The organism is Nostoc sp. (assembly GCF_054880495.1).
On record NZ_JBTYKD010000098.1, the window covers coordinates 1 to 20,547 of the forward strand.

24 protein-coding genes are annotated in these 20,547 nt (G+C 41.8%); 16 read left to right on the forward strand and 8 right to left on the reverse strand.

Annotated elements, in window-relative coordinates; all coding sequences use genetic code 11:
* From ACYTXL_RS11215 to ACYTXL_RS11235, 5 genes are all read left to right on the forward strand, one after another.
* Positions 1 to 393: sucrose-phosphate phosphatase (locus tag ACYTXL_RS11215; protein WP_461924806.1), on the forward strand; the 393-nt coding region annotated here is incomplete at its 5' end.
* Positions 390 to 1,022: a Holliday junction branch migration protein RuvA gene (gene ruvA / locus ACYTXL_RS11220; protein ID WP_461924807.1), complete on the forward strand. Its 633-nt coding sequence runs from the start codon at positions 390 to 392 to the stop codon at positions 1,020 to 1,022. The genes ACYTXL_RS11215 and ruvA, both read left to right, overlap by 4 nt.
* Before the next feature lie 432 nt (positions 1,023 to 1,454).
* A complete protein-coding gene (locus ACYTXL_RS11225) occupies positions 1,455 to 2,354 on the forward strand; it encodes a YihY/virulence factor BrkB family protein (RefSeq protein WP_461924808.1) in 900 nt (299 codons plus the stop codon).
* Between the two features lie 98 nt (positions 2,355 to 2,452).
* Positions 2,453 to 2,959: a DUF4112 domain-containing protein gene (locus ACYTXL_RS11230; protein ID WP_461924809.1), complete on the forward strand. Its 507-nt coding sequence runs from the start codon at positions 2,453 to 2,455 to the stop codon at positions 2,957 to 2,959.
* A gap of 19 nt (positions 2,960 to 2,978) precedes the next feature.
* Complete coding sequence (locus ACYTXL_RS11235; RefSeq protein WP_461924810.1) at positions 2,979 to 3,911, forward strand: alpha/beta fold hydrolase; 933 nt, start codon at positions 2,979 to 2,981, stop codon at positions 3,909 to 3,911.
* Positions 3,912 to 4,347: 436 nt separating this feature from the next.
* Here ACYTXL_RS11235 and ACYTXL_RS11240 read toward each other — a convergent pair whose 3' ends face one another.
* Entirely contained in the window at positions 4,348 to 4,584 is a 237-nt protein-coding gene (locus ACYTXL_RS11240) for a hypothetical protein (RefSeq protein WP_461924811.1), read from the reverse strand.
* Between the two features lie 7 nt (positions 4,585 to 4,591).
* Between ACYTXL_RS11240 and ACYTXL_RS11245 the strand changes: the two genes are divergently transcribed.
* Together ACYTXL_RS11245 and ACYTXL_RS11250 are read left to right on the forward strand one after the other, a co-directional pair.
* Positions 4,592 to 5,161 carry a zeta toxin family protein gene (locus ACYTXL_RS11245; protein ID WP_461924812.1) on the forward strand — a complete coding sequence of 190 codons (570 nt, stop codon included), beginning with the start codon at positions 4,592 to 4,594 and terminating at the stop codon, positions 5,159 to 5,161.
* On the forward strand, positions 5,121 to 5,348 hold the full coding sequence (locus tag ACYTXL_RS11250; protein WP_461924813.1) for a hypothetical protein: 228 nt from the start codon (positions 5,121 to 5,123) through the stop codon (positions 5,346 to 5,348). Before ACYTXL_RS11245 ends, ACYTXL_RS11250 begins: the two co-directional genes overlap by 41 nt.
* A gap of 195 nt (positions 5,349 to 5,543) precedes the next feature.
* On the opposite strand, the gene ACYTXL_RS11255 is transcribed toward ACYTXL_RS11250, so the two are convergent.
* Positions 5,544 to 5,687, reverse strand: a complete 144-nt coding sequence (locus ACYTXL_RS11255; protein WP_461924814.1) for a hypothetical protein — start codon at positions 5,685 to 5,687, stop codon at positions 5,544 to 5,546.
* 140 nt (positions 5,688 to 5,827) lie between these two features.
* Between ACYTXL_RS11255 and ACYTXL_RS11260 the strand changes: the two genes are divergently transcribed.
* Positions 5,828 to 6,493 carry a class I SAM-dependent methyltransferase gene (locus ACYTXL_RS11260; protein ID WP_461924815.1) on the forward strand — a complete coding sequence of 222 codons (666 nt, stop codon included), beginning with the start codon at positions 5,828 to 5,830 and terminating at the stop codon, positions 6,491 to 6,493.
* A 104-nt stretch (positions 6,494 to 6,597) separates the two neighbouring features.
* On the opposite strand, the gene ACYTXL_RS11265 is transcribed toward ACYTXL_RS11260, so the two are convergent.
* Positions 6,598 to 8,262, reverse strand: a complete 1,665-nt coding sequence (locus ACYTXL_RS11265; RefSeq protein WP_461924816.1) for a fasciclin domain-containing protein — start codon at positions 8,260 to 8,262, stop codon at positions 6,598 to 6,600.
* 568 nt (positions 8,263 to 8,830) lie between these two features.
* Between ACYTXL_RS11265 and ACYTXL_RS11270 the strand changes: the two genes are divergently transcribed.
* The 7 genes from ACYTXL_RS11270 (at position 8,831) to ACYTXL_RS11300 (ending at position 15,887) form a co-directional block, all read left to right on the forward strand.
* On the forward strand, positions 8,831 to 9,040 hold the full coding sequence (locus tag ACYTXL_RS11270) for a hypothetical protein (protein ID WP_461924817.1): 210 nt from the start codon (positions 8,831 to 8,833) through the stop codon (positions 9,038 to 9,040).
* A 345-nt stretch (positions 9,041 to 9,385) separates the two neighbouring features.
* Positions 9,386 to 10,438, forward strand: a complete 1,053-nt coding sequence (locus tag ACYTXL_RS11275; protein WP_461924818.1) for an aldo/keto reductase — start codon at positions 9,386 to 9,388, stop codon at positions 10,436 to 10,438.
* Positions 10,439 to 10,552: 114 nt separating this feature from the next.
* Positions 10,553 to 11,125 carry a DNA starvation/stationary phase protection protein Dps gene (dps, locus tag ACYTXL_RS11280; protein ID WP_461924819.1) on the forward strand — a complete coding sequence of 191 codons (573 nt, stop codon included), beginning with the start codon at positions 10,553 to 10,555 and terminating at the stop codon, positions 11,123 to 11,125.
* A gap of 292 nt (positions 11,126 to 11,417) precedes the next feature.
* Positions 11,418 to 12,134: a pirin family protein gene (locus tag ACYTXL_RS11285; protein WP_461924820.1), complete on the forward strand. Its 717-nt coding sequence runs from the start codon at positions 11,418 to 11,420 to the stop codon at positions 12,132 to 12,134.
* Between the two features lie 271 nt (positions 12,135 to 12,405).
* Positions 12,406 to 14,238 carry an ATP-binding protein gene (locus ACYTXL_RS11290; protein ID WP_461924821.1) on the forward strand — a complete coding sequence of 611 codons (1,833 nt, stop codon included), beginning with the start codon at positions 12,406 to 12,408 and terminating at the stop codon, positions 14,236 to 14,238.
* Positions 14,231 to 14,947 (forward strand): hypothetical protein, encoded by a 717-nt coding sequence (locus tag ACYTXL_RS11295; RefSeq protein ID WP_461924822.1) that lies wholly within the window; start codon positions 14,231 to 14,233, stop codon positions 14,945 to 14,947. Before ACYTXL_RS11290 ends, ACYTXL_RS11295 begins: the two co-directional genes overlap by 8 nt.
* A 217-nt stretch (positions 14,948 to 15,164) precedes the next feature.
* Positions 15,165 to 15,887: a class I SAM-dependent methyltransferase gene (locus ACYTXL_RS11300; RefSeq protein WP_461924823.1), complete on the forward strand. Its 723-nt coding sequence runs from the start codon at positions 15,165 to 15,167 to the stop codon at positions 15,885 to 15,887.
* An 8-nt stretch (positions 15,888 to 15,895) separates the two neighbouring features.
* Here the strand turns inward: ACYTXL_RS11300 and ACYTXL_RS11305 are convergent, their stop codons facing one another.
* From ACYTXL_RS11305 to ACYTXL_RS11315, 3 genes are all read right to left on the reverse strand, one after another.
* Positions 15,896 to 16,453, reverse strand: a complete 558-nt coding sequence (locus ACYTXL_RS11305) for a YidH family protein (protein WP_461924824.1) — start codon at positions 16,451 to 16,453, stop codon at positions 15,896 to 15,898.
* Positions 16,454 to 16,798: 345 nt separating this feature from the next.
* Complete coding sequence (locus tag ACYTXL_RS11310; RefSeq protein ID WP_461924825.1) at positions 16,799 to 17,461, reverse strand: hypothetical protein; 663 nt, start codon at positions 17,459 to 17,461, stop codon at positions 16,799 to 16,801.
* A gap of 94 nt (positions 17,462 to 17,555) precedes the next feature.
* Positions 17,556 to 18,251, reverse strand: coding sequence for a cadmium resistance transporter (locus ACYTXL_RS11315; protein ID WP_461924828.1), 696 nt, complete (start codon positions 18,249 to 18,251; stop codon positions 17,556 to 17,558).
* 325 nt (positions 18,252 to 18,576) lie between these two features.
* On the opposite strand from ACYTXL_RS11315, the gene ACYTXL_RS11320 reads away from it, so the two are divergent.
* Entirely contained in the window at positions 18,577 to 19,560 is a 984-nt protein-coding gene (locus ACYTXL_RS11320; protein ID WP_461924826.1) for a LysR substrate-binding domain-containing protein, read from the forward strand.
* Between the two features lie 295 nt (positions 19,561 to 19,855).
* Here the strand turns inward: ACYTXL_RS11320 and ACYTXL_RS11325 are convergent, their stop codons facing one another.
* Entirely contained in the window at positions 19,856 to 20,224 is a 369-nt protein-coding gene (locus ACYTXL_RS11325; protein ID WP_461924827.1) for a pentapeptide repeat-containing protein, read from the reverse strand.
* The gene (locus tag ACYTXL_RS11330; protein ID WP_461924829.1) at positions 20,214 to 20,528 is read right to left on the reverse strand and encodes a hypothetical protein; all 315 of its coding nucleotides are present in this window, start codon (positions 20,526 to 20,528) and stop codon (positions 20,214 to 20,216) included. Before ACYTXL_RS11330 ends, ACYTXL_RS11325 begins: the two co-directional genes overlap by 11 nt.
* Positions 20,529 to 20,547: the final 19 nt, after the last annotated feature.

The following is a 20,547-nucleotide window of genomic DNA, read 5'->3' on the forward strand; positions in this document are numbered from 1 at the left end:
AAAGTGAGTTTTTTCCTAGAACAAGATTCATCTGCAAATGTTCTACCACAACTTGAAGCGGAGTTGCAGAAATATAAATTAAATGTAAAGTTAATCTACAGTAGTGGGATTGACCTTGACATTGTGCCCCATAGCAGCGATAAAGGTCAGGCAATGCAGTTTTTACGCCAAAAGTGGAAATTTGCAGCAGAACAAACAGTTGTCTGTGGTGATTCAGGTAATGATATTGCTTTATTTGCTGTAGGCAACGAACGGGGAATCATTGTGGGGAATGCCCGAAAAGAGTTACTCCAATGGCACAATGAGTATCCCTCTGACTACCACTACCTGGCTTCATGTTTTTGTGCAGGTGGAATTATCGAAGGATTAAAATATTTTGGTCTCTTGGAATGATTAGTTATCTAAAAGGTATAGTCGCTGGTATCCAAACAATTGGCGCTAATCGCGTCATCCTGACTCTGGAAGTGAATGGCTTGGGGTATGATTTGCAAGTTCCTCAACGGCTAGCAAACCATTTACCACAGTCGGGAGGAGTGGCGCAAATTTTTACGCATTTCCAAATTCGGGAAGAAGTGCCGTTACTATATGGCTTTGCTTCGCCATCCGAACGCGATTTATTTCGCCAATTGCTGACTGTTAGCGGTATTGGTGCAGCCTTAGCGATCGCACTATTGGACACTCTGGAACTACCAGATTTAGTCCAAGCAATTATCGCTGGCAATACACAAATCTTAATTCAGGCTCCCGGTGTTGGTAAGAAAATCGCTGAACGCATTTGTTTGGAACTGAAAAGCAAATTAGTCGAGTGGCGCAAATCCGCCGGGTTCTTCGTCGCCACAGGTGGCCCAGCACCGGGAATTCTTGAAGAAGTGCAAATGACTCTCTTCGCTTTGGGATATACTGCCCATGAGGTCAGTCACGCTCTGCATGTAGTGAGTGAAGACATTGGACTAGCCAAAGACGCATACGTAGAAGATTGGATTAAACAAGCGATCGCTCATCTCAGCAGCGAACAAGTTTAATAGTCATTAGTCATTAGTCATTAGTCATTAGTCATTAGTCATTTGTTATTCTCCCCACTCCCCACCTTTCAAGGGCTTGTGATTACCAACATTTTGATAAATTTTCCGCTTCATTGCCATAGAGCCTTGGAATTTATTCCAAGGCTAATAGCGAAAGTCCTCTCAAGAGGACTAAATACAAGATTTTTTTCAGCGATGTAGATAGCTATACTTTATAAAAACGAAAATTTTAGTCCACTTGAGTGGACTTTCGCTATTAGCCCCGAACTTCAGTTCTGGGCGGGATGTCGGATGAGATGCCCAACCCACAATAGTTTTACTTACAGCTAATATACAACTTTTATGTCCAACACCTTATCCTTGAAACCCACTCCCCACTCCCATTCGGCTACGCTCACGGCAAGCCCACTCCCCACTCGCCATTACTAAATCATGTCAAAGCCTCGTTTTATCCGCTTTTTTCGCCACCTCAATTGGCGCACACTCAAAAAAACTTTTACCAGGACAACCGAAAGACGACTTTTGGGACTCGCCTCGGAAATCGCCTTCAATGCCATGTTATCGCTGTTTCCAGCAATTCTTGCTTTCATCACAGCCATTGGCTTATTAGCAGAATCTTTGCAAGCCACCTTTAATAAACTGGCGGTTCAACTAAGTCAAGTTCTACCTGAACAAGCCCTGGATCTGATTCGTGATTTTGCCACCACAGAAATTACCAACTCCAAAAACAGTAGTTTGTTTTCTCTGAGCTTTATATTAGCAATTTGGGCTGCTTCTGGGGCGGTGAGTACTGCTATGACAGCCCTCGATCAAATCCATCTAATTCCTCCAGGAAAGATGCGCCCCTTTTGGAAAGCCAAGCTCGTCTCTCTGGGATTAACAGTCGGTACTATGTTACTTTTAGTGCTGGCTTCTTTTTTAGTGTTTACCAGCGATTGGCTCTTGGCAATGGTAGTGCGCGAAAATGGTTCTTTGATCTTCTTGGTGCATCTTTGGCAGTTGTTACGCTGGCCTTTAGCTTTAACTATTGTTGCTGTCGCCTTTGGCTTTGTCTATCGCTATGGCCCAAGCCAGTGGAACTCAGGCACACCAATGATGCCTGGAGCAATTTTAGCAGCTGTTTTCTGGGCAATATTGTCTGCCCTATTTCGGCTTTATGTGGCGAATTTTGGCAACTATAATAAAGTCTATGGTGCTGTAGGGGCTGTGATAGTTTTAATGCTCTGGCTGTGGATGAGCGCTGCTGTTGTGTTAATCGGTGATCAGTTGAATGTGACTGTGGGCGAACATATGCGCCCAAAAGCACAGTCAGAATCTCCCGAAAAATATTAATTTGTAAATATAGCTAAAATCTCTGAGGAAATTTTTGCAAAAGCTCAGTAAACAAGTCAAATATTTAACGATTCAATATAAAGTTAGCGATCGCCTTTATGCCTGATTCTTCTCCTCGATTTTCGATGATTGAACCTGATACCAAAGCACCCACCTTGAAGCGCCTGCGTCAGTTAAGTCGGCTGCTGGATAATGTTATTACCATTCCTGGTACGAAGATTGGTTTTGGTCTTGATCCAATTATCGGACTAATACCTATTGGTGGTGATTTTTTGGGAGTCATGTTTTCTAGCTACATCATCTTAGAAGCGGCGCGGCTCGGTGTATCTAGAGCCACTTTAAGCAAAATGGTTTTGAATGTGATCATTGATGGCTTAGTAGGCGCTGTCCCAGTTTTAGGAGACTTATTTGATTTTGCCTGGACAGCTAACAGTTATAATATCAAGTTATTGGAAGAGTACTTAAAGTTTCCCAGCCAGCAAAGGAGTGCAGACAGGTGGTTTATCTTTGCCGTTTTTGCTGGATTGTTGCTAATCTCCATTATTTTAGTAGCATTACCCGTCATCCTAATTAGAATATTGTGGAACGCCTTAACTGGCGGTTAAATTATTTATTGATAACGGAATGAAAGATTGGTGGCAAGCTACTTTTCCTAAAGGGCGGCAAAGTCTAGTTATTACTGATGCTAAAGGCTATCCTGTACAAATTGCTTATGGCGAAAAAGGTAGAGGTAAACCGTTAATTTTATTACATGGCATGGGTAGCTGGAGCTATAACTGGCGGCACAGTATAGAACCATTATCTAAATTTTATCGAGTAATTTGTTTTGATGCTAAAGGTTTTGGTTTTTCCGAAAAACCAGTGTTTCGTAGAGAAGACAACGGCCATCAAGTTATTGAGTTTCAAAGAATTATTCAGGCATTATGTGATGAACCCGCAGTAATTGTGGCTGAATCTCTGGGGGGATTAGTTGCCCTTGCCCTTGCTCAAGAAAATCCGCAATTAATCGGGCGGCTTGTAGTAGTAAACGTACCTGTTTTTACTGAACATTTACCCCATTGGGCTATGTGGTTACTTGCCCAAACGCCCCTGGAAATAATGCAAACAATTGACTTCTTACGTCTGGCATATTTGTTTGCACCCCTATTTAGAGAAATTATGGCAATAGAAAGACGTAGGGTATTATTTGATCCGTCAATTTTGACACAGGAAGATGTCTATTGGATAACTTACCCATTTATTGATCTGCCGGGTACGGTTTCAAAAGTCGCCGAAGAGTTGCAAATAGCAGCGCGAGAAATTGAGAATTGGCAATTAAATAAGCCTAATATGCTCACCAAAATTCAAAATAACCTGAGTGCGATTAAGTGTCCTACACTAGTTTTGTGGGGTGATCAAGATAGTTGGTTTCCTGTTAGTCATGGTGAAAAATTGCATCAGCATATCCCCAATTCTAAATTACAAGTTTTGTCTAACTGCTGTCATGATGCCTCAACTGGTGCTTTTGAGGAGTTGAATGCAGCGATTCTTAAGTTTTTACAAGATACTGACTTCTAAAGACAGTTCATGTTTTAATAGGAGCATCTCAATTAGAAATCGCTAAATAAAAAGAGAGTGGGAGGAAGCATATCAGTCAGCTTTCAAACTCCCACTCTGCCATTTGCCGCTGAAGTGAACAGGAATGTATACAGACGTTGCCCGTTATTTGGGGGCTAATGCGTGTTTCAACAACAACGCCCAGACGCATTTAATATTCCTGTTGCAGCAAATGCCAAACCTGATTATTGATATTTATCTGCTGATAAAAATAGTCTGCAAATAATTGGTATAGATAGTTTTTTATTTTTGTAAATCACTTAGTAGATAGTGTTTTACAAAAGGAATTTGCTTACGTGGTAGTCACTCATAACAAAACCCTTCAAGTCGTTTATCTTCTACAATTTAACTTGGTTAATCAGAATCGGGTTGCCATTTTGGCAGGTTTTCAAATTTCCTAATTACTCGCCTGTTGCAGCACCGTCGCCTTCTCCTGCTTTTCTGGTGGATAACCATATTTTTGCACCAGGCGCTTAAGTAATCGCCGTAGATTCGTTTTTCTCGATTTGCGAAATTGGTGTTTGACGACTTTGAGCAAGAAGGCGTGCGTAGCTTGCCACCGTAGGCATCGCAACCAAAACCAAGAAAAAGACCAAATCTCAGCCCCAATCACCCGCACAATTAGCATTACCATTATAATAATGCCCAACCTGTACATTATCGGCGGTGCAAACGGTTCTGGTAAAACTACCGCCGCCTTGCAAATCCTTCCCTACTTCCTAGAAGTATTTGAATATGTCAATGCCGATGAAATAGCAGCCGGACTTTCTCCTTTTAACCCGGAATCGGTAGCCAGTCAAGCCGGACGATTAATGTTAGAAAGACTAGAAACTTTGGTGAATGCTGAAGCTGATTTTGCTTTTGAAATCACATTAGTGGCTCGTAACTTTGCCAGATTCTTGAGAGAATCTAAAAACAAAGGTTATATTATCAACTTAATTTACTTTTGGTTACAAAGTCCCGAATTAGCGATCGCACGGGTATGCAGACGTGTAGAAAGTGGTGGTCACAACATAAGAGAAGATACTATTCGCCGTCGCTATGAACGCGGACGCAGCAACCTAATTAACTTGTATTTACCTATATGTGATACTTGGATCATCTATGATAATTCTGGGTCTGAACCTCTATTAGTGGCTGCATCACATATCAATCAGGAAACAATTATCTATGAACCTCAAATCTGGAATCAAATTACAACTAGGGAATAAAGCGCAAATTCCCCTAACAGAAATCCATCAAAAAATTGATGCTGGTGTCAAAGCTGCTGTTGCTAAAGCTATTGAAAGACACCGCCGATTAGGGGAATCTATTAGCATTTGGCAAGATGGGCAAGTTGTGACATTAACCGCCAATCAAATTCCTCCTCTTGATTCAACTGTTAGTCATGGCGAATGACAGTTAAACCATATATACAGATTTAATTAAATGGGCTAACGAATCTTCGACTTTCTGATGATGGCGTTAGCTACTATGATTATGTAGAAAAGCTTTGGCATTTTTACACCCACGTTTAATTGCCTAGTATGCCAAGCAAAATCTTAATTAATTCAGTTAATTCTTCTGGAACTCGATATAATTTGAAGTCTTCGGTTATCTGTTTTTCTTGGCGTTTAAGCGTTCACGTTGGTAATCACAACCCAATTCAGCCAGAATATCTCCAGGAGAAAAAGGTAGTTCAAAATACTTACTAAATGTATAGCTTTGACCAGGTTGAATAATTCGAGGACGATTCATAAATTTTAATCAAACAGAATTCAGGAGTCAGAATTCATTCTGTACAATGAAGACGACAAAGATTAAGCTGACTGGGATTCCTAATAAACTACTATTGAGCGATAGTATAACTATAGATTCTTTCAATTTTCTGAGCTACCATGCCAAAACAGTCTATAGGTCTTGATAACCAACTCTATAATTACCTTTTATCCGTTTCGCTGCGGGAACCGGAGATTCTTTTGAAGTTGCGCCAAGAAACTGCCAGCCATCCCCGAAGTGGAATGCAGATTTCACCAGAACAAGGTCAGTTTATGAGACTTTTGGTAGAGTTAATTGGAGCGAAGAAAACCCTGGAAGTTGGAGTGTTTACGGGTTATAGCTCACTTTCTGTAGCTTTGGCACTACCGGCTGATGGGAAAATTATCGCTGCTGATGTGAGTGAAGAATTTACTGCGATCGCGCGCCGATATTGGCAAGAAGCCGGAGTTGCTGATAAAATCGATCTGCGATTGGCGCCAGCTTTGGAAACTTTAGATCGGCTGTTGGCAACTGGGCAAGCCGAGACATTTGATTTTGCCTTTATTGATGCCGATAAAGAAAATTATGATGGATATTACGAGCGATCGCTACAATTGATACGTCCAGGTGGATTGATTGCTATTGATAATGTTTTATGGTCGGGAAAAGTTGCTGACCCGCGATATCAAGATGAAAGCACCCAAACTATGCGGGCGCTCAACGAAAAGTTACATCATGACGAACGTATTACCCTTTCCCTTGTCCCCATCGCCGATGGACTTACTTTAGCCATCAAGCGATCTTAATCCAGTTTGATGCCAAATTACTGTTATAGCTGTTTTAAATTTGATGGGACATAGCAGAATACGCGCTAGCTGTTCTACCTACCGCGTATTCTACTTTTATTTACTTAGAAGTTGTACCCAAGTCCGAATAGTAACCCTACATCAGTTTGATCCATAAAAGCAGCATTTACACCACCTGTTAGCGTAAATTTAGAACCGAGAGGAACGTCTACACCACCAGTTAGTAGTAATCCAAAATCAGTATTGGTATTAGCTGCAATAGCTACGCCAGCACCTATGTAAGGAGATATACTATAGGTTCTTTCGCCCACCGTACCTGCTGTGCGGGGAGAAAAATCCAAAGTCAAGGGAACCAGAAACAGTGTATTATCCCCAAAGATCACCGATGGTCGCACTGATATATTGCGTGTCAGACCAAGTTTACTGATCACTGCAAAGTTACCCTCGCTTAGAGCTGTATCACCCCCGCTCAAACCAATGTTACCAGCAACTCCGATATAGCTTCTGCCACCACGAGTAGCTCTACCTGGTTCAACAGCAGGCGTGGTTGCTGTTGGTGATTTAATTAACTGACTAATGTTAATATCAGGCGGGATCAGGACTTGGTTAACTGCATGGATAATACCATTGCTAGCTTTGATATCCGGCTGGATAACTCTGGCATTATTCACCACGATTTGATTGTTAGCGCGATCGATTTTAATATTTACAGGTCTATCTTCATAGGTTTTCAATTCCCCAGGTGAGAATTGACTACTTGTTACTGCACCAGGAACCACATGATATCTCAAAATCTTAATCAATGCTTCTCTATTCTCTGGTAGCTGTAACTGCTGTAAAGTAGCAGCAGGTAAAGCCGCAAATGCCTCATCGGTGGGAGCGAAAACTGTATAAGGACCTGCCTGTTGAAGAATATCTGCTAAACCAGATGTCTTTAATAAAGAAGTCAGAGTTGTCAGAGAACTACTGGATGCAGCAAGAGAAACAATATCGGTACCGGTTTGAGTTCCACCGACAATATACTGACTAGCTGGAAGATTGCTCGCAATCGGTTGTATCCGTCCCTGTTTAGCTAAAGCTTGATATAAAAGTGCCGCAGCTTCAGCACGAGTCAGGGGCTGTTGCGGATTGAGTTGTTTTATATCTGGATAATTAACAACAAGATTAGATTGGGTTGCTGCTGTCACACTATTAACAGCATAGTTCGGAATACTTGAGGCGTCTGTGTAGTAAGTGCTGAGATCACTACTTGCTCCAGTACTGCTAGTAGTCAAACCCAAACCATTTGCTAAAGCAACGATACCCTGCACTCTAGGAATTTGTTGATTTGGTAAAAACACGTTCCCAGGATAGCCTGCCAAAAATCCAGTTTCGTAGGCGCTCTGAATTGCAGAAGCCGCCCAATAGCCAGTAGGAACATCACTAAATCCACCTGCGCTTAATTGCCGAACTCGGTTTTGGTTCCCGAAAGCTTTTTGAATTAGGGCGGCAAATTCAGCACGAGTCACAGCTTGATTCGGCCTAAAGGTGCCATCAGGAAAGCCTGCAATCACGTTATTGTCAGCTAGGGCTTGAATGAAGGGACGCGCCCAATAATCTGAGGAAACATCAGACAAGTTAACTGTTGAAGCAGGCGCTGGTGTGGCAGATGGAGGAATATTTTGAGATGAAGCTGGGAGAGAAATTAGGATGGGAGTTATTGTCGCGGCTGTCATTCCCAGAACTATTAAAGCAACCCTTGCTGATGATCTACCAAACAAACTAGACATGGAAATATCCTCTTTTCAAATTCTTGGATTGGCTATTGGAAAATACTGAATGCAAGGTTAAGTGAATACAAATATCCAGATGATTGTTTAGTTTGCCCCGCAAGGTAAAACACAAATCCAACCGTTAACTCTGGAAAATTCAAATGGTGGAGATTATGAGTAGCTGCTCTGACATCTCATAACATCTATCCAAATCTTTACCAAACATAGTATAAGATTCGTATTGGATTTTTAAAGAACCGCAGATAACACTAATCAGGATAAGCAGCTATCCTTTGGTGATTTCGTAGGTTGCAACAATAAAGATACTTAATGCCAGGAAGAGATTTTATCAGTTATAAAATCGCAGTCAAGCAGTAGGATAATTGGCTTTTAATAGCCGTTTCTTCATAATTGCCGAAGAGGGTTAATGTCGTCAAGCTCAATATATCATGATCTTTAGCAAGATTTAAGAAATAAAAGGTGTCTTGGCGATATGATATATTGATAATCTATATATCCAACTTATAAAACTAACTAATGGCTGAATCTAGAGGGAGAAGTTTCACTCTTTAGATAGTTGTCGCTGATGGTAAATTTTAAAATATTAGACTGGAAAATAGCGATCGCAATCAAAAATGTCGGGCATGATTACGACGTGAATCGCGTAGAATTGTATCCCACATCGTCAGCAGCTAGAAGCGCAAGTGGTGATCCAACCCCCAGAACTTGGGGAAGTTCGTCGCGTGCAATGAGGGCAACGATAATTATGGTTTTAGACAAAGCTGTACTAGGGTGATTAATCCTTTCTCCAGCATAGGCGTAAGAGCGATCGCCTTGATTCTCAAAAAGAACCTCAACCGATTTTATTCTACTTTCGGGTGAACTGGTAGTTACTTAAGCAAAAGTTGCTGCCCAGATCCGCGACTCTTCAAAAAATCGGGAATCTAGATTCTGAGATTCATTATTATATAAAGATGCGTTTGTCTTGCATCTTTATATAACTTCATAGTTTAGAAACATTCTCTTAGATAGCACGACAATCCAAATAAGGGCTTGTCTTCAAACATCACCCCCGGTTTCCAGTTATCATACCTTTGGAATGGTATTTGCTTAGTTTTTTTTCATTAATGAGAAAATATTCATGAGATACAAACTCTTGGGCAAAAGCGGGTTAAGAGTCTCTGAACTCTCCTTGGGAACCATGACCTTTGGTGAAGATTGGGGTTGGGGTGCATCTGTTGACGAAAGTCGTAAAATGTTTGATAGCTATGTAGAAGCAGGGGGTAATTTCATTGATACCGCGAACGGTTATACCGATGGTAGTAGTGAAAAAATTGTCGGTGAATTGATTGGCTTAGAACGAGAACGTTTTGTACTTGCGACAAAATATTCCTTTCCCTTGCAGATGACTGTGAAGAAGGGCGATCCTAACGCCAGTGGAAACCATCGTAAGAATTTAATTCAGTCTTTAGAAGGTAGCCTGAAACGGCTGAATACCGATTACATTGATTTATTCTGGTTGCACGCTTGGGATTTCACAACACCGATTGAAGAAGTCTTGCGATCGCTTGATGATGTAATCCGTCAAGGTAAGGTACTTTACATCGGCATTTCTGACACACCTGCTTGGATCGTTTCTCAAGCAAATACCATTGCCCAATACCAAGGATGGACGCAGTTTGTCGCCCTGCAAATTGAATATAGTTTGATTCAGCGAACACCAGAACGAGACTTGCTACCCATGGCTAAAGCCTTTGATTTAGCAGTAACACCGTGGTCGCCTTTAGGTCGTGGTGTGCTGACAGGTAAGTATAATCAGCCTCCTCAAGAGGGTAGTGAACAGGCGCGATTAGCAAATGCAGCCTTAGGAACTATTTCCGAACGGAATTTAGCGATCGCTGAAGTTGTCAGTGAAGTTGCAGCAGAAATTGGACGCACACCTTCACAGGTAGCATTAGCTTGGTTACGCGCTCAAAGTGGCGTGATTATTCCGATCATTGGGGCACGTAAATTAACGCAGTTACAAGATAACTTAGCTTCAATAGAAGTCAGCCTCTCCCCAGAACATTTGCAACGTTTAAATGAAGTGAGTCAAATTGAACTGGGTTTTCCCCATGACTTTTTACACAATGATAATATTCGCGATCGCCTTTTTGGCGGTACATTCAATACCATAGAAAACCATCGGATCTGATTAATAGTCATAAACCTTAACACATTCAGACGTTAATTCAATCTGCCGTCAGAGAGTTTCGCAGACCCAAGCACTCTTTGTAAAGTTAGATGTAAAAGGCATTAACGTAGAACCATGATCGACAACACCATTTCATCACGTCTGTTCCCGACCCGGATTGACATTCCCGCCGAAGCGCGAGTGCAAATCGTGGTACTTCTCAACCAAACCTTGGCAGCTACTTCGGATCTGAAAACCCAAGCAAAGCAAGCCCACTGGAATGTTAAAGGAACTGACTTCTACCAGCTACACCTATTATTTGATGAACTTGCTACTGAGTTGGAAGGGTACATCGATATGGTAGCTGAACGCGTCACAGCTTTAGGCGGATATGCTTTCGGAACAGCCCGCGCCGCAGCTAGTAATTCCATTTTGCCAGAATATCCCTTAGATATTTTGGATGGCAAAGACCACGTAACAGCTCTGTCAGATCGTTATGCACTCTATGCTAAACATCTGCGGGAAGCGATCGCTAAAACTGATGAATTAGACGACCTAGATACAGCCGACCTTTACACCGAAATTTCCCGCACCATTGACAAACGACTCTGGTTCTTAGAAGCTCATCTGCAAGTAGCAGAAATTAAGGCTGAGAATGGCAAAGCGGCTACTATTACAACTCAAAAGATCCCTGCTGGTGTAAAATAAGCACTTCTGAGATAAACTAGCTTTTATTAAATCTAATCGTATCTTTTTAGTAAGTACGTCACTTTTAAGTGCGTACTTTTCATTTATATGTATATACCTTACTATTGAAATAGTTAAAAACTAGGTCGAAAAATTCAAAAATATCTTCGACAACTGATACATCAAGATTAATCTGCAACTTGAATAAGTTATTACGTTCCTGAAAATTTATGCTAATTCCATTCAATTCCTAACTCTTGTACAGACGCGATTAATCGCGTCTCTAAATACTCATTAACAACGAGGTAAATCTATGTCTCAAAATACAATTAGCCACCTAATTCACGATTGCAATGCCCGCGGTCACGCTCAAACAGGCTGGCTCGATAGTTATCATACATTTTCCTTCGGTAGTTTTTACGATCCCAACCGCATGGGATTTCGTTCTCTGCGAGTCATCAACGACGATCGCATCGCCCCCGGTGCTGGATTTCCTACCCACAGTCATCGTGACATGGAAATCCTCACTTATGTCTTAGAAGGTGCTGTAGAGCATAAAGACAGCTTGGGTACTGGGTCGGTGATTCGCCCTGGTGATGCACAGATCATGAGTGCTGGAACTGGAATCAGCCATAGTGAATTTAATCCTTCACCAACTGAACCATTACACTTACTACAAATATGGATTCTTCCTGATCAAGAAGAGTTGACACCAAGGTATGAACAAAAAACTTTTCCTCTGGAAGAAAAGCAAGGCAAACTCCGCTTAATTGCTGCTAAAAACGGGCGCGATGGTGCTGTAATAATTCACCAAGATGTTGATTTATACGTATCTGTTTTAGACGAAGGTGATGTTGTTAATTATCAAGTCAAACGCGATCGTTATGCTTGGTTACAAATAGCGCAAGGGATAGTTAACTTGAATGGCGAAGAACTCAGAGCCGGCGATGGAGTGCAAATTAACGGCGAAGAACAGTTAGAAATTAGCACCAATATCGGCGGCGAAATCTTGCTTTTCGATTTAGGCTAATATCCCATTTAAACCTCATCTAAGTTGAGAACCGTAGTTTTCGCCCTCACCCTAAATCCCTCTCCCCTATCTGGAAGAGGGACTTTTAAATTCTGGCTCCCCTTCTCCCAGATATGGGAGAAGGGGTTGGGGGATGAGGGCAAATTCTTGCGCTAGTTAGAAACGAATGGTTTTTGGGAATTATAGAAAAAAGTGAAGTTTGGGTTCACCATAAAATCCAACGCACTTTGTTATATTTTCCTACCCATTAGTTTCTACTCCAGAGGTGGTTGTGGTAACGACATCAACACAGCAAAAACTAAAACTTCCTGTTCAGTTAATTTGGACAATAGGGCTAATTTGCTTATTGCCATCGGCATTAAATTTGTTGGGAGTCAGTTTTGCTTCCAGTCAGACATCCCGGAATGTAGAGGTTATTTGTAATCCTGCTAATTTGAAATTATTTCAAAAAGTTATTTACCAAAGCTTAGAAGGAAGCTTCGTTCATACAATTTTAGAATGGAGCGCTGTCTGTACTGCCATCTTTACTGTTATTCTGGCTTTCGCTCACTTCTATATAAAAAGTGATATTATTACACCAATTATTGGGGTGACTTTGTTGTGCGCCGGACTAATAGATGCGTTCCACACTCTAGCTGCCGATAGATTAATTGAAGCCGTTGCTGATAATAGTCAGATCATCCCTTTTACTTGGGCAGTTTGCCGGCTTTCTAATGTATTGGTGACGATAATTGGTGTCAGCATTTTTCTAATCAGCAAACCCAAAAGGTGGGAAGGCAGTTTCAGTTTTATAATTGCAGTGACTTTGGGCTTTGGGTTATTTTGTTACAGCATAATTACTATTTGCGCCACTAGTAAAACCTTGCCCCAAACTATCTTTCCTAACTCAATTATTACTCGACCTTGGGATATCATACCCTTAATCCTTTTTTTGGTAGCTGGCATTCTAATTTATCCACGCTTTTGGCGCAAGTATCCTAGTTTATTCTCTCACGCTCTGATTGTTAGTACTATTCCAAATGTCGCTACCCAATTACACATGGTTTTTGGCTCAACGGCTCTGTTTGATAATCATTTTAATATTGCTCACTTTTTGAAAATTATTGCCTACTTAGTGCCTTTGGCTGGACTAATTCTGGATTACATCTACGCTCATAGCCAACTGCTAATAGCTCTCAAAGAAGCACAACTTTATACTGAAGCTCGTGAGAATGCTCAACTTGCTCAATATAGACTTTCACAACTGCAACAAACTCAAGCACAAATCATTCAAACAGCAAAAATGTCCAGTCTGGGGCAATTGGTAGCAGGAGTAGCACACGAAATTAACAATCCTGTCAACTTCATCTATGGCAACCTGAAGCATATAGATGAATATACTCAAAACTTACTGCAATTAGTGATGGCTTATCAGCAGCATTATCCCAACCCACCCGCATCGCTTCAACAACTACTTAATTCTATAGAACTCGATTTTATTGTACAAGACCTTGGCAAGATTCTTCAATCAATGCAAGTCGGAACAGAACGCATCCGGGATATTATTGTATCACTGCGAAATTTCTCCCGCTTGGATGAAGCTTCTTTTAAGAAAGCGGATATTCATTCTGGTATCGATAATACTTTGATAATTTTGGATCACCGCCTTCAGCCAAAAGCAGATACTACTGGAATTAAAATTATCAAAGAATATGGTCAATTGCCTTTGGTGCAGTGTTATGCTCGAGAACTGAATCAGGTGTTTATGAATATCCTCACGAATGCTATAGATGTTTTAGAAGAGTCAGCTGAAACAACTAACGGACAACACAAAATACCCAGCATTTGGATTCAAACTCAGCTAACGTCAGACAATCTAGTGTCTATCTCAATTGCCGATAATGGCGGGGGTATTCCCGAAGAAATTCGTTTGAAGTTGTTTGATGCATTTTTTACCACCAAGCCTATAGGCAAAGGCACGGGATTAGGATTATTTGTTAGTTATCAAATTATTGTAGAAAAACACGGTGGCAATATTTGGTATCATTCGACATCCGATGGTGGAACAAAGTTTGTGATTGAGATTCCAATACACTCTGAAAATGATGTAGTTGAAAGTGGCTGATTCTGAAGAATTTGCGATCGCTTGCGTACAACCCCGCTTAACACCGCAATTGCTGGGCATTCTTGTCCAAGATCGTTGTGTAGAAGTGCGGGTTTATTTAGTCCGCCATCCCAATTTGACAGAGGCGTTGTGGTTGCGGTTAGCGGAAGATGCGGCAATATGCGTGCGTGAAGCTGTTGCTGCTACAATCAACGCACCTGTAAGTGTTTTGGAATTACTGGCGCGAGATGAACAAGTAGAGGTGCGAATCAAAGTAGCGACTAACCCCAATACACCAATTACTGTCTTACAAATTCTTGCAGGTGACGAAAACTCCAGTGTACGCACTGCTGCGGCTAGCAATTCTAACCTACCTGCAACAATACTGACACAATTGGCAAATGATGAAAAAGTCGAAGTCAGCCGCGCAGTTGCTCAAAATCCCAACACCCCTGCACCCATCCGCGAAACCCTCCGCGATTTAGTTGTACAACCCACCACCCGCCAAACTAGTCCTACCTTGCGCGGACTCAACCGCCTCTACAACCCCAGCACTGATGATCTAGTCAGCATACTTGCAGAATACGCCAGTTCAGAAAATGCCTTTGTGCGGTTAATGACACTCCTCCACCCGCTAACTCCCCATGATGTGCTGACTCAAGGGGCGCAGTCTGCATCCTGGCTGGAACGCTACGCCGTTGCTGATAATTCTGAACTATGGTTTTTTTAGAGAAACGAACAGTTGAGTATGCTGATAATAGCGACAATAGCCGTAAACTCAGCCAGTTTATGAACCAGTGCTTGCATAACCGTACTTACTACAATATCAGCTTTTGGGATCTTGACTACTACCTACGAAGTCGGACAAACGCCAGCAGGAGATTGGATAGGGGTGCAATGGCAAGGCGAATTTGAATACAATCCTTAGAAAGAGCAGCAAAAACCTAATGTCTAAAAAGTCTGATTCGCAGTTCCAAAATCTGTTTACTTCACACAAATCAAGCAACTGGGATGAAAGATTAGGCCAAGTAGCCTATCGCTTTAACCGAGAATATCAAGGTGAAACCTTTGAACTCCCAACAGAAGTACAGGCGATGCCAATATTCCGCGAGTGGATTGCTGGGAGTTTCTCAGGGAGAATTGCTTCCCCTTTTTGGGAAATTGCTCAACCTCAAAAGAACCAACACTGTATAGATATTGGCTGTGGTATCAGCTTTTTAATTTATCCTTGGCGGGATTGGCAAGCGTTTTTTCATGGACAAGAAATCAGTAATGTGGCACGGGATAGCCTGAATTCCCGTGGCCCGCAGTTAAATTCCAAACTGTTCAAAGGTGTTGAGTTGGGAGCAGCTGATCAGTTAAACTATTCAGCAGAGCAGTTTGACCTAGCGATCGCCACCGGATTCAGCTGCTATTTTCCACTCGAATACTGGGATACTGTACTGGCAGAAGTCAAGCGGGTGTTAAAACCAGGTGGACATTTTGTGTTTGACATCCTCAATCCAGAACAGCCTTTAGCGGAAGATTGGGCAGTTCTGGAAACCTATTTGGGGGCTGAAGTGTTTTTAGATCCTTTGGCTAAGTGGGAAAAAACGATTAAGGCGGCTGGTGCTAAAGTAATAGCGCAGAAATCAGGGGAATTATTCGAGTTGTATAAGGTGCGGTTTTGAAAATACTATTACTCAGGGATAAGTGGACTCATTGGATCTAAAGAAGTTGTAAAAACAAAATAGATTACCCCAGCTCCGAGAATCATCACAGCGAGACTGAACAGCAATACCCAACGGTCAGTTGGTTCATAAGTATCTTCTTCGATATGATGACGGACAGCGAAATAATGTGACGTTGAGAGCCATACTGTGATTAAACCCACCAGGGAGAAGACTAAACCTAACTTCCAGCCGTTGCCAGGACGGGGTATCAAAGGTACTTGGAAAGCACGTAAACGCACGATGACGACACCAAAACCTAAAAGAGCGATCCCTGTCCGCATCCAAGCGAGGTAAGTACGCTCATTTGCCAAGTGATCTCGCACTCTGGAAGGATTCAGCCGTCCTGGCTTTTTTTGATCTTTATCTTTTTCTGTAGGTTTCAATTTTAACTGCATTAATAATACCCTTATCCCCAAAGCGGCTCTTCTTACAAAAGTGCGAAGGTAGTAGGAAATCTCCTTCCAGATGACTTGCACCAAGCGCAATAGTCGCGCTACTGAAATATGCCTATTGTGATTGTACATTTTTTTCAAAATTTATTTTCATGCAGATATCGAAATAAAACAAATCTGACCCAGTAATTCGTAATTCGTAATTGATGGTACAGAGCAACTGTAAGTAATAAAGGGTCATAAAGAAAACAGCCAAGATCAGAGAGGTTTTTTAGCAGTGCTTGTCCTGTTTTGCCTCTGATTTTGGCTGTCACCATATTTAAATTGACAACAATAGACTTCTTGCATAAATCAAAAATAGAACCCCACCCCGCCTTCCACTTAGCTCAAAGTCTCCCCTAAGAGCCTGCGGGTGGGGTGTTAGGGGACTTTTGCAAGAGGTTTAAACATTCAAAATATAGACTATGCGCTTCTATTTCAAGATTTCTTGGTAGGCGCATTGGGAACTCGTGTATCTATGACAGCCTGCGATATATCTGGGATAAACCAGTTAGCCTCTTTGCTGTTAAGAACTTTTACAGTCGGAACACTCAATTCAATTGCAGCAGTAGCTGGATTCGTCTTAATCACTAACTGAGTTCCATCAAGTATCTTGAGAGCAACCGGTCCAGTCAATTCTTCACCTTGCCCATTCGGACTAGAAGTGAAATTTGCTACCTTGACATTATTCGCTAGATAGATGCCATCACAATCCCAGTTATTTTTAGTGGACTGACCATTAGCTAGAAAATACAGACCATTCTCGTATACGGCATCTTCATTTTCTTCATCATTTGGTCTTTTGCCATATACTGCTATGGTATTACCTGTTTGGTTGTCGCATTGACCCCAGTTGATTCCCGTTTCTAAAGCATATTTTTGCAGTGTTAATTCCTGGATTCTGTTTTGAATTTCTTCTGGTGTGACACCTTCAACTTGAGTTTGGGCATCTTTTGTCTGAGAGAGTTTGTTAAGAGCTTTAGTGACTTCGATATAGTCAGGGTTTTTGCTAAACTTTGGTCGATCAGCAAAAGAAGGTTGAGCAAAGGCTAGATTAGCGAAAATCATCAAGACAATTAGCAGAGATTTCCAGATTTTCATGTTTTGATTCCTGTTAAAGGGTAATATATTTTACAGTTTGGCATTCATTTTGACCCGAAAATTCATCATGCACCTGTTTTTAGATACTTAATTTTTATTGTTCTTCACTCGACGGCTGAGTATTGAAACCTAAAATCAATGAAAATATATAACTGGAAACTACAGATAAAAGAGTCCAAGTAGCATTTTCGGTAACAATAAATACACCTAATCCAATCAAGATACAAGGCACAAAAGTGTTGCCATTCTCCGTTAAAAAATCTGCGATCGCAGGCAAGTAGGTTAACTTATAAGCGGCATAACACCACACACCCACTAGCGAAAAGAATACACTTAGTATTACGAGCAGACTATCTAGCTCAGAATTGGCAAACAGGGGTACGTAGACGCTGATATTATCACTACCATTTGCAAAGGCGATCGCAGCTACATTGCAGGTTTGCGGAGAGATAAAACTGCTAATTATAGAGGGACAAGACGGCTCGGCTTCTTCTTCGGCTTTCTCTGCTGAATCCTCTTCGCGTTTTAGTAAACTACTCACACCAATGATTATAGGCATTAAGCCAAGTAGTCTAATCCAGTCCTGCGGTATGATTAGTCCACCGAAGAAACCGGGAAGGCTAGCAATGATCAATGCAGCAAAACCAAGATACTGACCAGCAAGGATGTGACGACTGCGGAACGTTTTATTTATTTGTGAGAAAAGCAGCGTCAGAATGACAATATCATCAATGTTGGTGGCAGTGAATGCGGTAATCCCAGTGGTAATTGCAGTTACTAAATCGCTCATTTTTTTTTGCAAGTCCTTGTTTTCATGCTTGGGCATTGGGCATTGGGCATAGGGCATAGGGCATGGGGCATTGGGCATTTGTATGTACTGAGCGTTTCCAAAGTATTGGGCATTTGGATACTCCCCTTGCCTCCTTGTCCCCCTTATCTCCCACCCTGCGGGAAACTAAAGCTACATCCCCCTCATCTCTTGCTCGTTTAGTTCTGTGCCGAAGCCTTGATTTATACTTTAGTCAAATTAAACGATAGAATCAAATGCTTTTATTTGTCAGAATGATAAATGAAAGTGATTAAAATTTTGACACCAAGTTATAGGGATATCATAAATGGCAGGAATGACGCTTGAGCAGCTAAAAATCTTTCAGGCTGTGGCGCACTACTTACACTTTACTCGCGCAGCAGAGGAGCTTTATATTACACAACCTGCCGTCAGCGCCGCAATCCATAACTTAGAGCAAGAATACGGAGTGAAACTATTCCATCGGATTGGTCGCCATATCGAGATTGCTGAGGCGGGTAAATTATTGCAAGTGGAAGCGCAGAAAATTCTCGATCAAGTTTCCTTGACTGAAAGGGGATTGCGAGAATTGAACAATCTGCAACGGGGTGAATTGAAATTAGGGTCGAGTCTGACAATTGGTAACTACTGGCTACCAAGTAAGATTAGTGAGTTTAAGAGCCGATATCCCGGTATCCAGATTAACTGTAGCCTTGCCAATACAGACGAGATTTGTGTAGGAACGGCGACCGGACAGTTTGATTTAGGTTTGGTGGAAGGAGATGTGAAGCCAGCCCTTCAGAATACTCTAGAGTACGAAATAGTGGGGAGCGATCGCTTGCAAATTGTGGTAGGTAAAAAACACCCTTGGTTTGAGTGGGGAGAAATTGATTTAAGCCAATTGACTAAAACCCTTTGGGTGATGCGAGAACCAGGTTCTGGAACCCAGCAAAGGTTTGAGGAAGCCTTACAGAATTGGGGAATCAATCTCAGTGAACTGGATGTGATTTTAGTATTCAATAGTGGAGAGATGACAAAAGCAGCGATCGAAGATGGTGTCGGTGCAATTGGAATTTCTGAGTTGATGGTAAAAAAAGAAATCCAGTTAGGAACTCTGCGGGCAATTCGAGTTATTGATAACAGAGAGGGCAACGGTGCGATGTCTAGGTTGGGCTACGCCTACGCAGAAATAGTTCGACCTTTTTTCAAACTTAAACATCGTCAGCGTTTTCAAACTGCTCTTTCCAAAGTCTTTGAACAAATGTTGATATCTTCTATGGTAGATGGCTCACATCAAGATATATCAAAATAAGTTATTTAAAGTAATAGCTTATCCTTTAGGAGACGCTACGTGAACGGCAATTTAATCAGAAAGAATCGAGGCGTTAGTCATACAGTATTCATGCTTAGGACTTACGCACAAGAGATCGCCCAACCCCCTTAAAAAGGGGGCTTTTAGCGTTCCCCCAATTTATCGGGGGGTTAGGGGGGATCTAGGTTTCAGGTTTTTAGTGCGTAAGTCCTGATGCTGAATTCTGTACGACTAGCGGATGAATTGAAAAACACTGTAATCTCAAATCCGCTTGCAGGCGAGTCCAAAATCCCCTTCAGACCTTCCGCATATTTCTACTGATGGGGTCAAAACCTCTAGAAAACCGCGTGCTTTCATCGTAGTAAGCGCCAGTCAGATTCGCTCCATACAACTTGGCATAGTTGAGTTTGGCTCCCCGGAGATTTGCTTCATTCAGTTTGACACCGCTCAAATTAGCTTTGGTCAAGTTCGCTTGAGCTAAATTAGCTCTACTCAAATCTCCTCCCCAGAGTTTAGCTTTAGCTAGGTTAGCTCCACTCAAGTCAGATCCCCATAAATTGATTCCAGGCAAATAGGCTCCAATCAGCTTGTCCCGACTTAAGTTGATCGCTGGAAAATATCTTTCCCCTGCGGCAAAACGCCTTTTTAATTCTTCAGCATTCATACGACGCTTTGACCTTCCTTAGCAATACAGAAGTTATTTGTTCCCATTCCTGGCTTAGTTCTCCTAAAAATTCTGGCTGACCACTACGTTGATACCAGAAACGTGCATTGTTCAAATCGCCTTCTTTGCGGTGCAGGTAAGCATGAATCCAGGCACTATCGGCATCGCTGGCATTTGCAACTATTTCATGAGCTTTGCTCCAATCACCTTTCTTGTCATACCACATTGCTTGCAGTCCTTTTGGCAGTGTCTGAGGACATGGGCGCTGCTTTTCGATCAATTGCAGGAATTCCTCTGTATTCACGATCGCCACCCAACAAGAA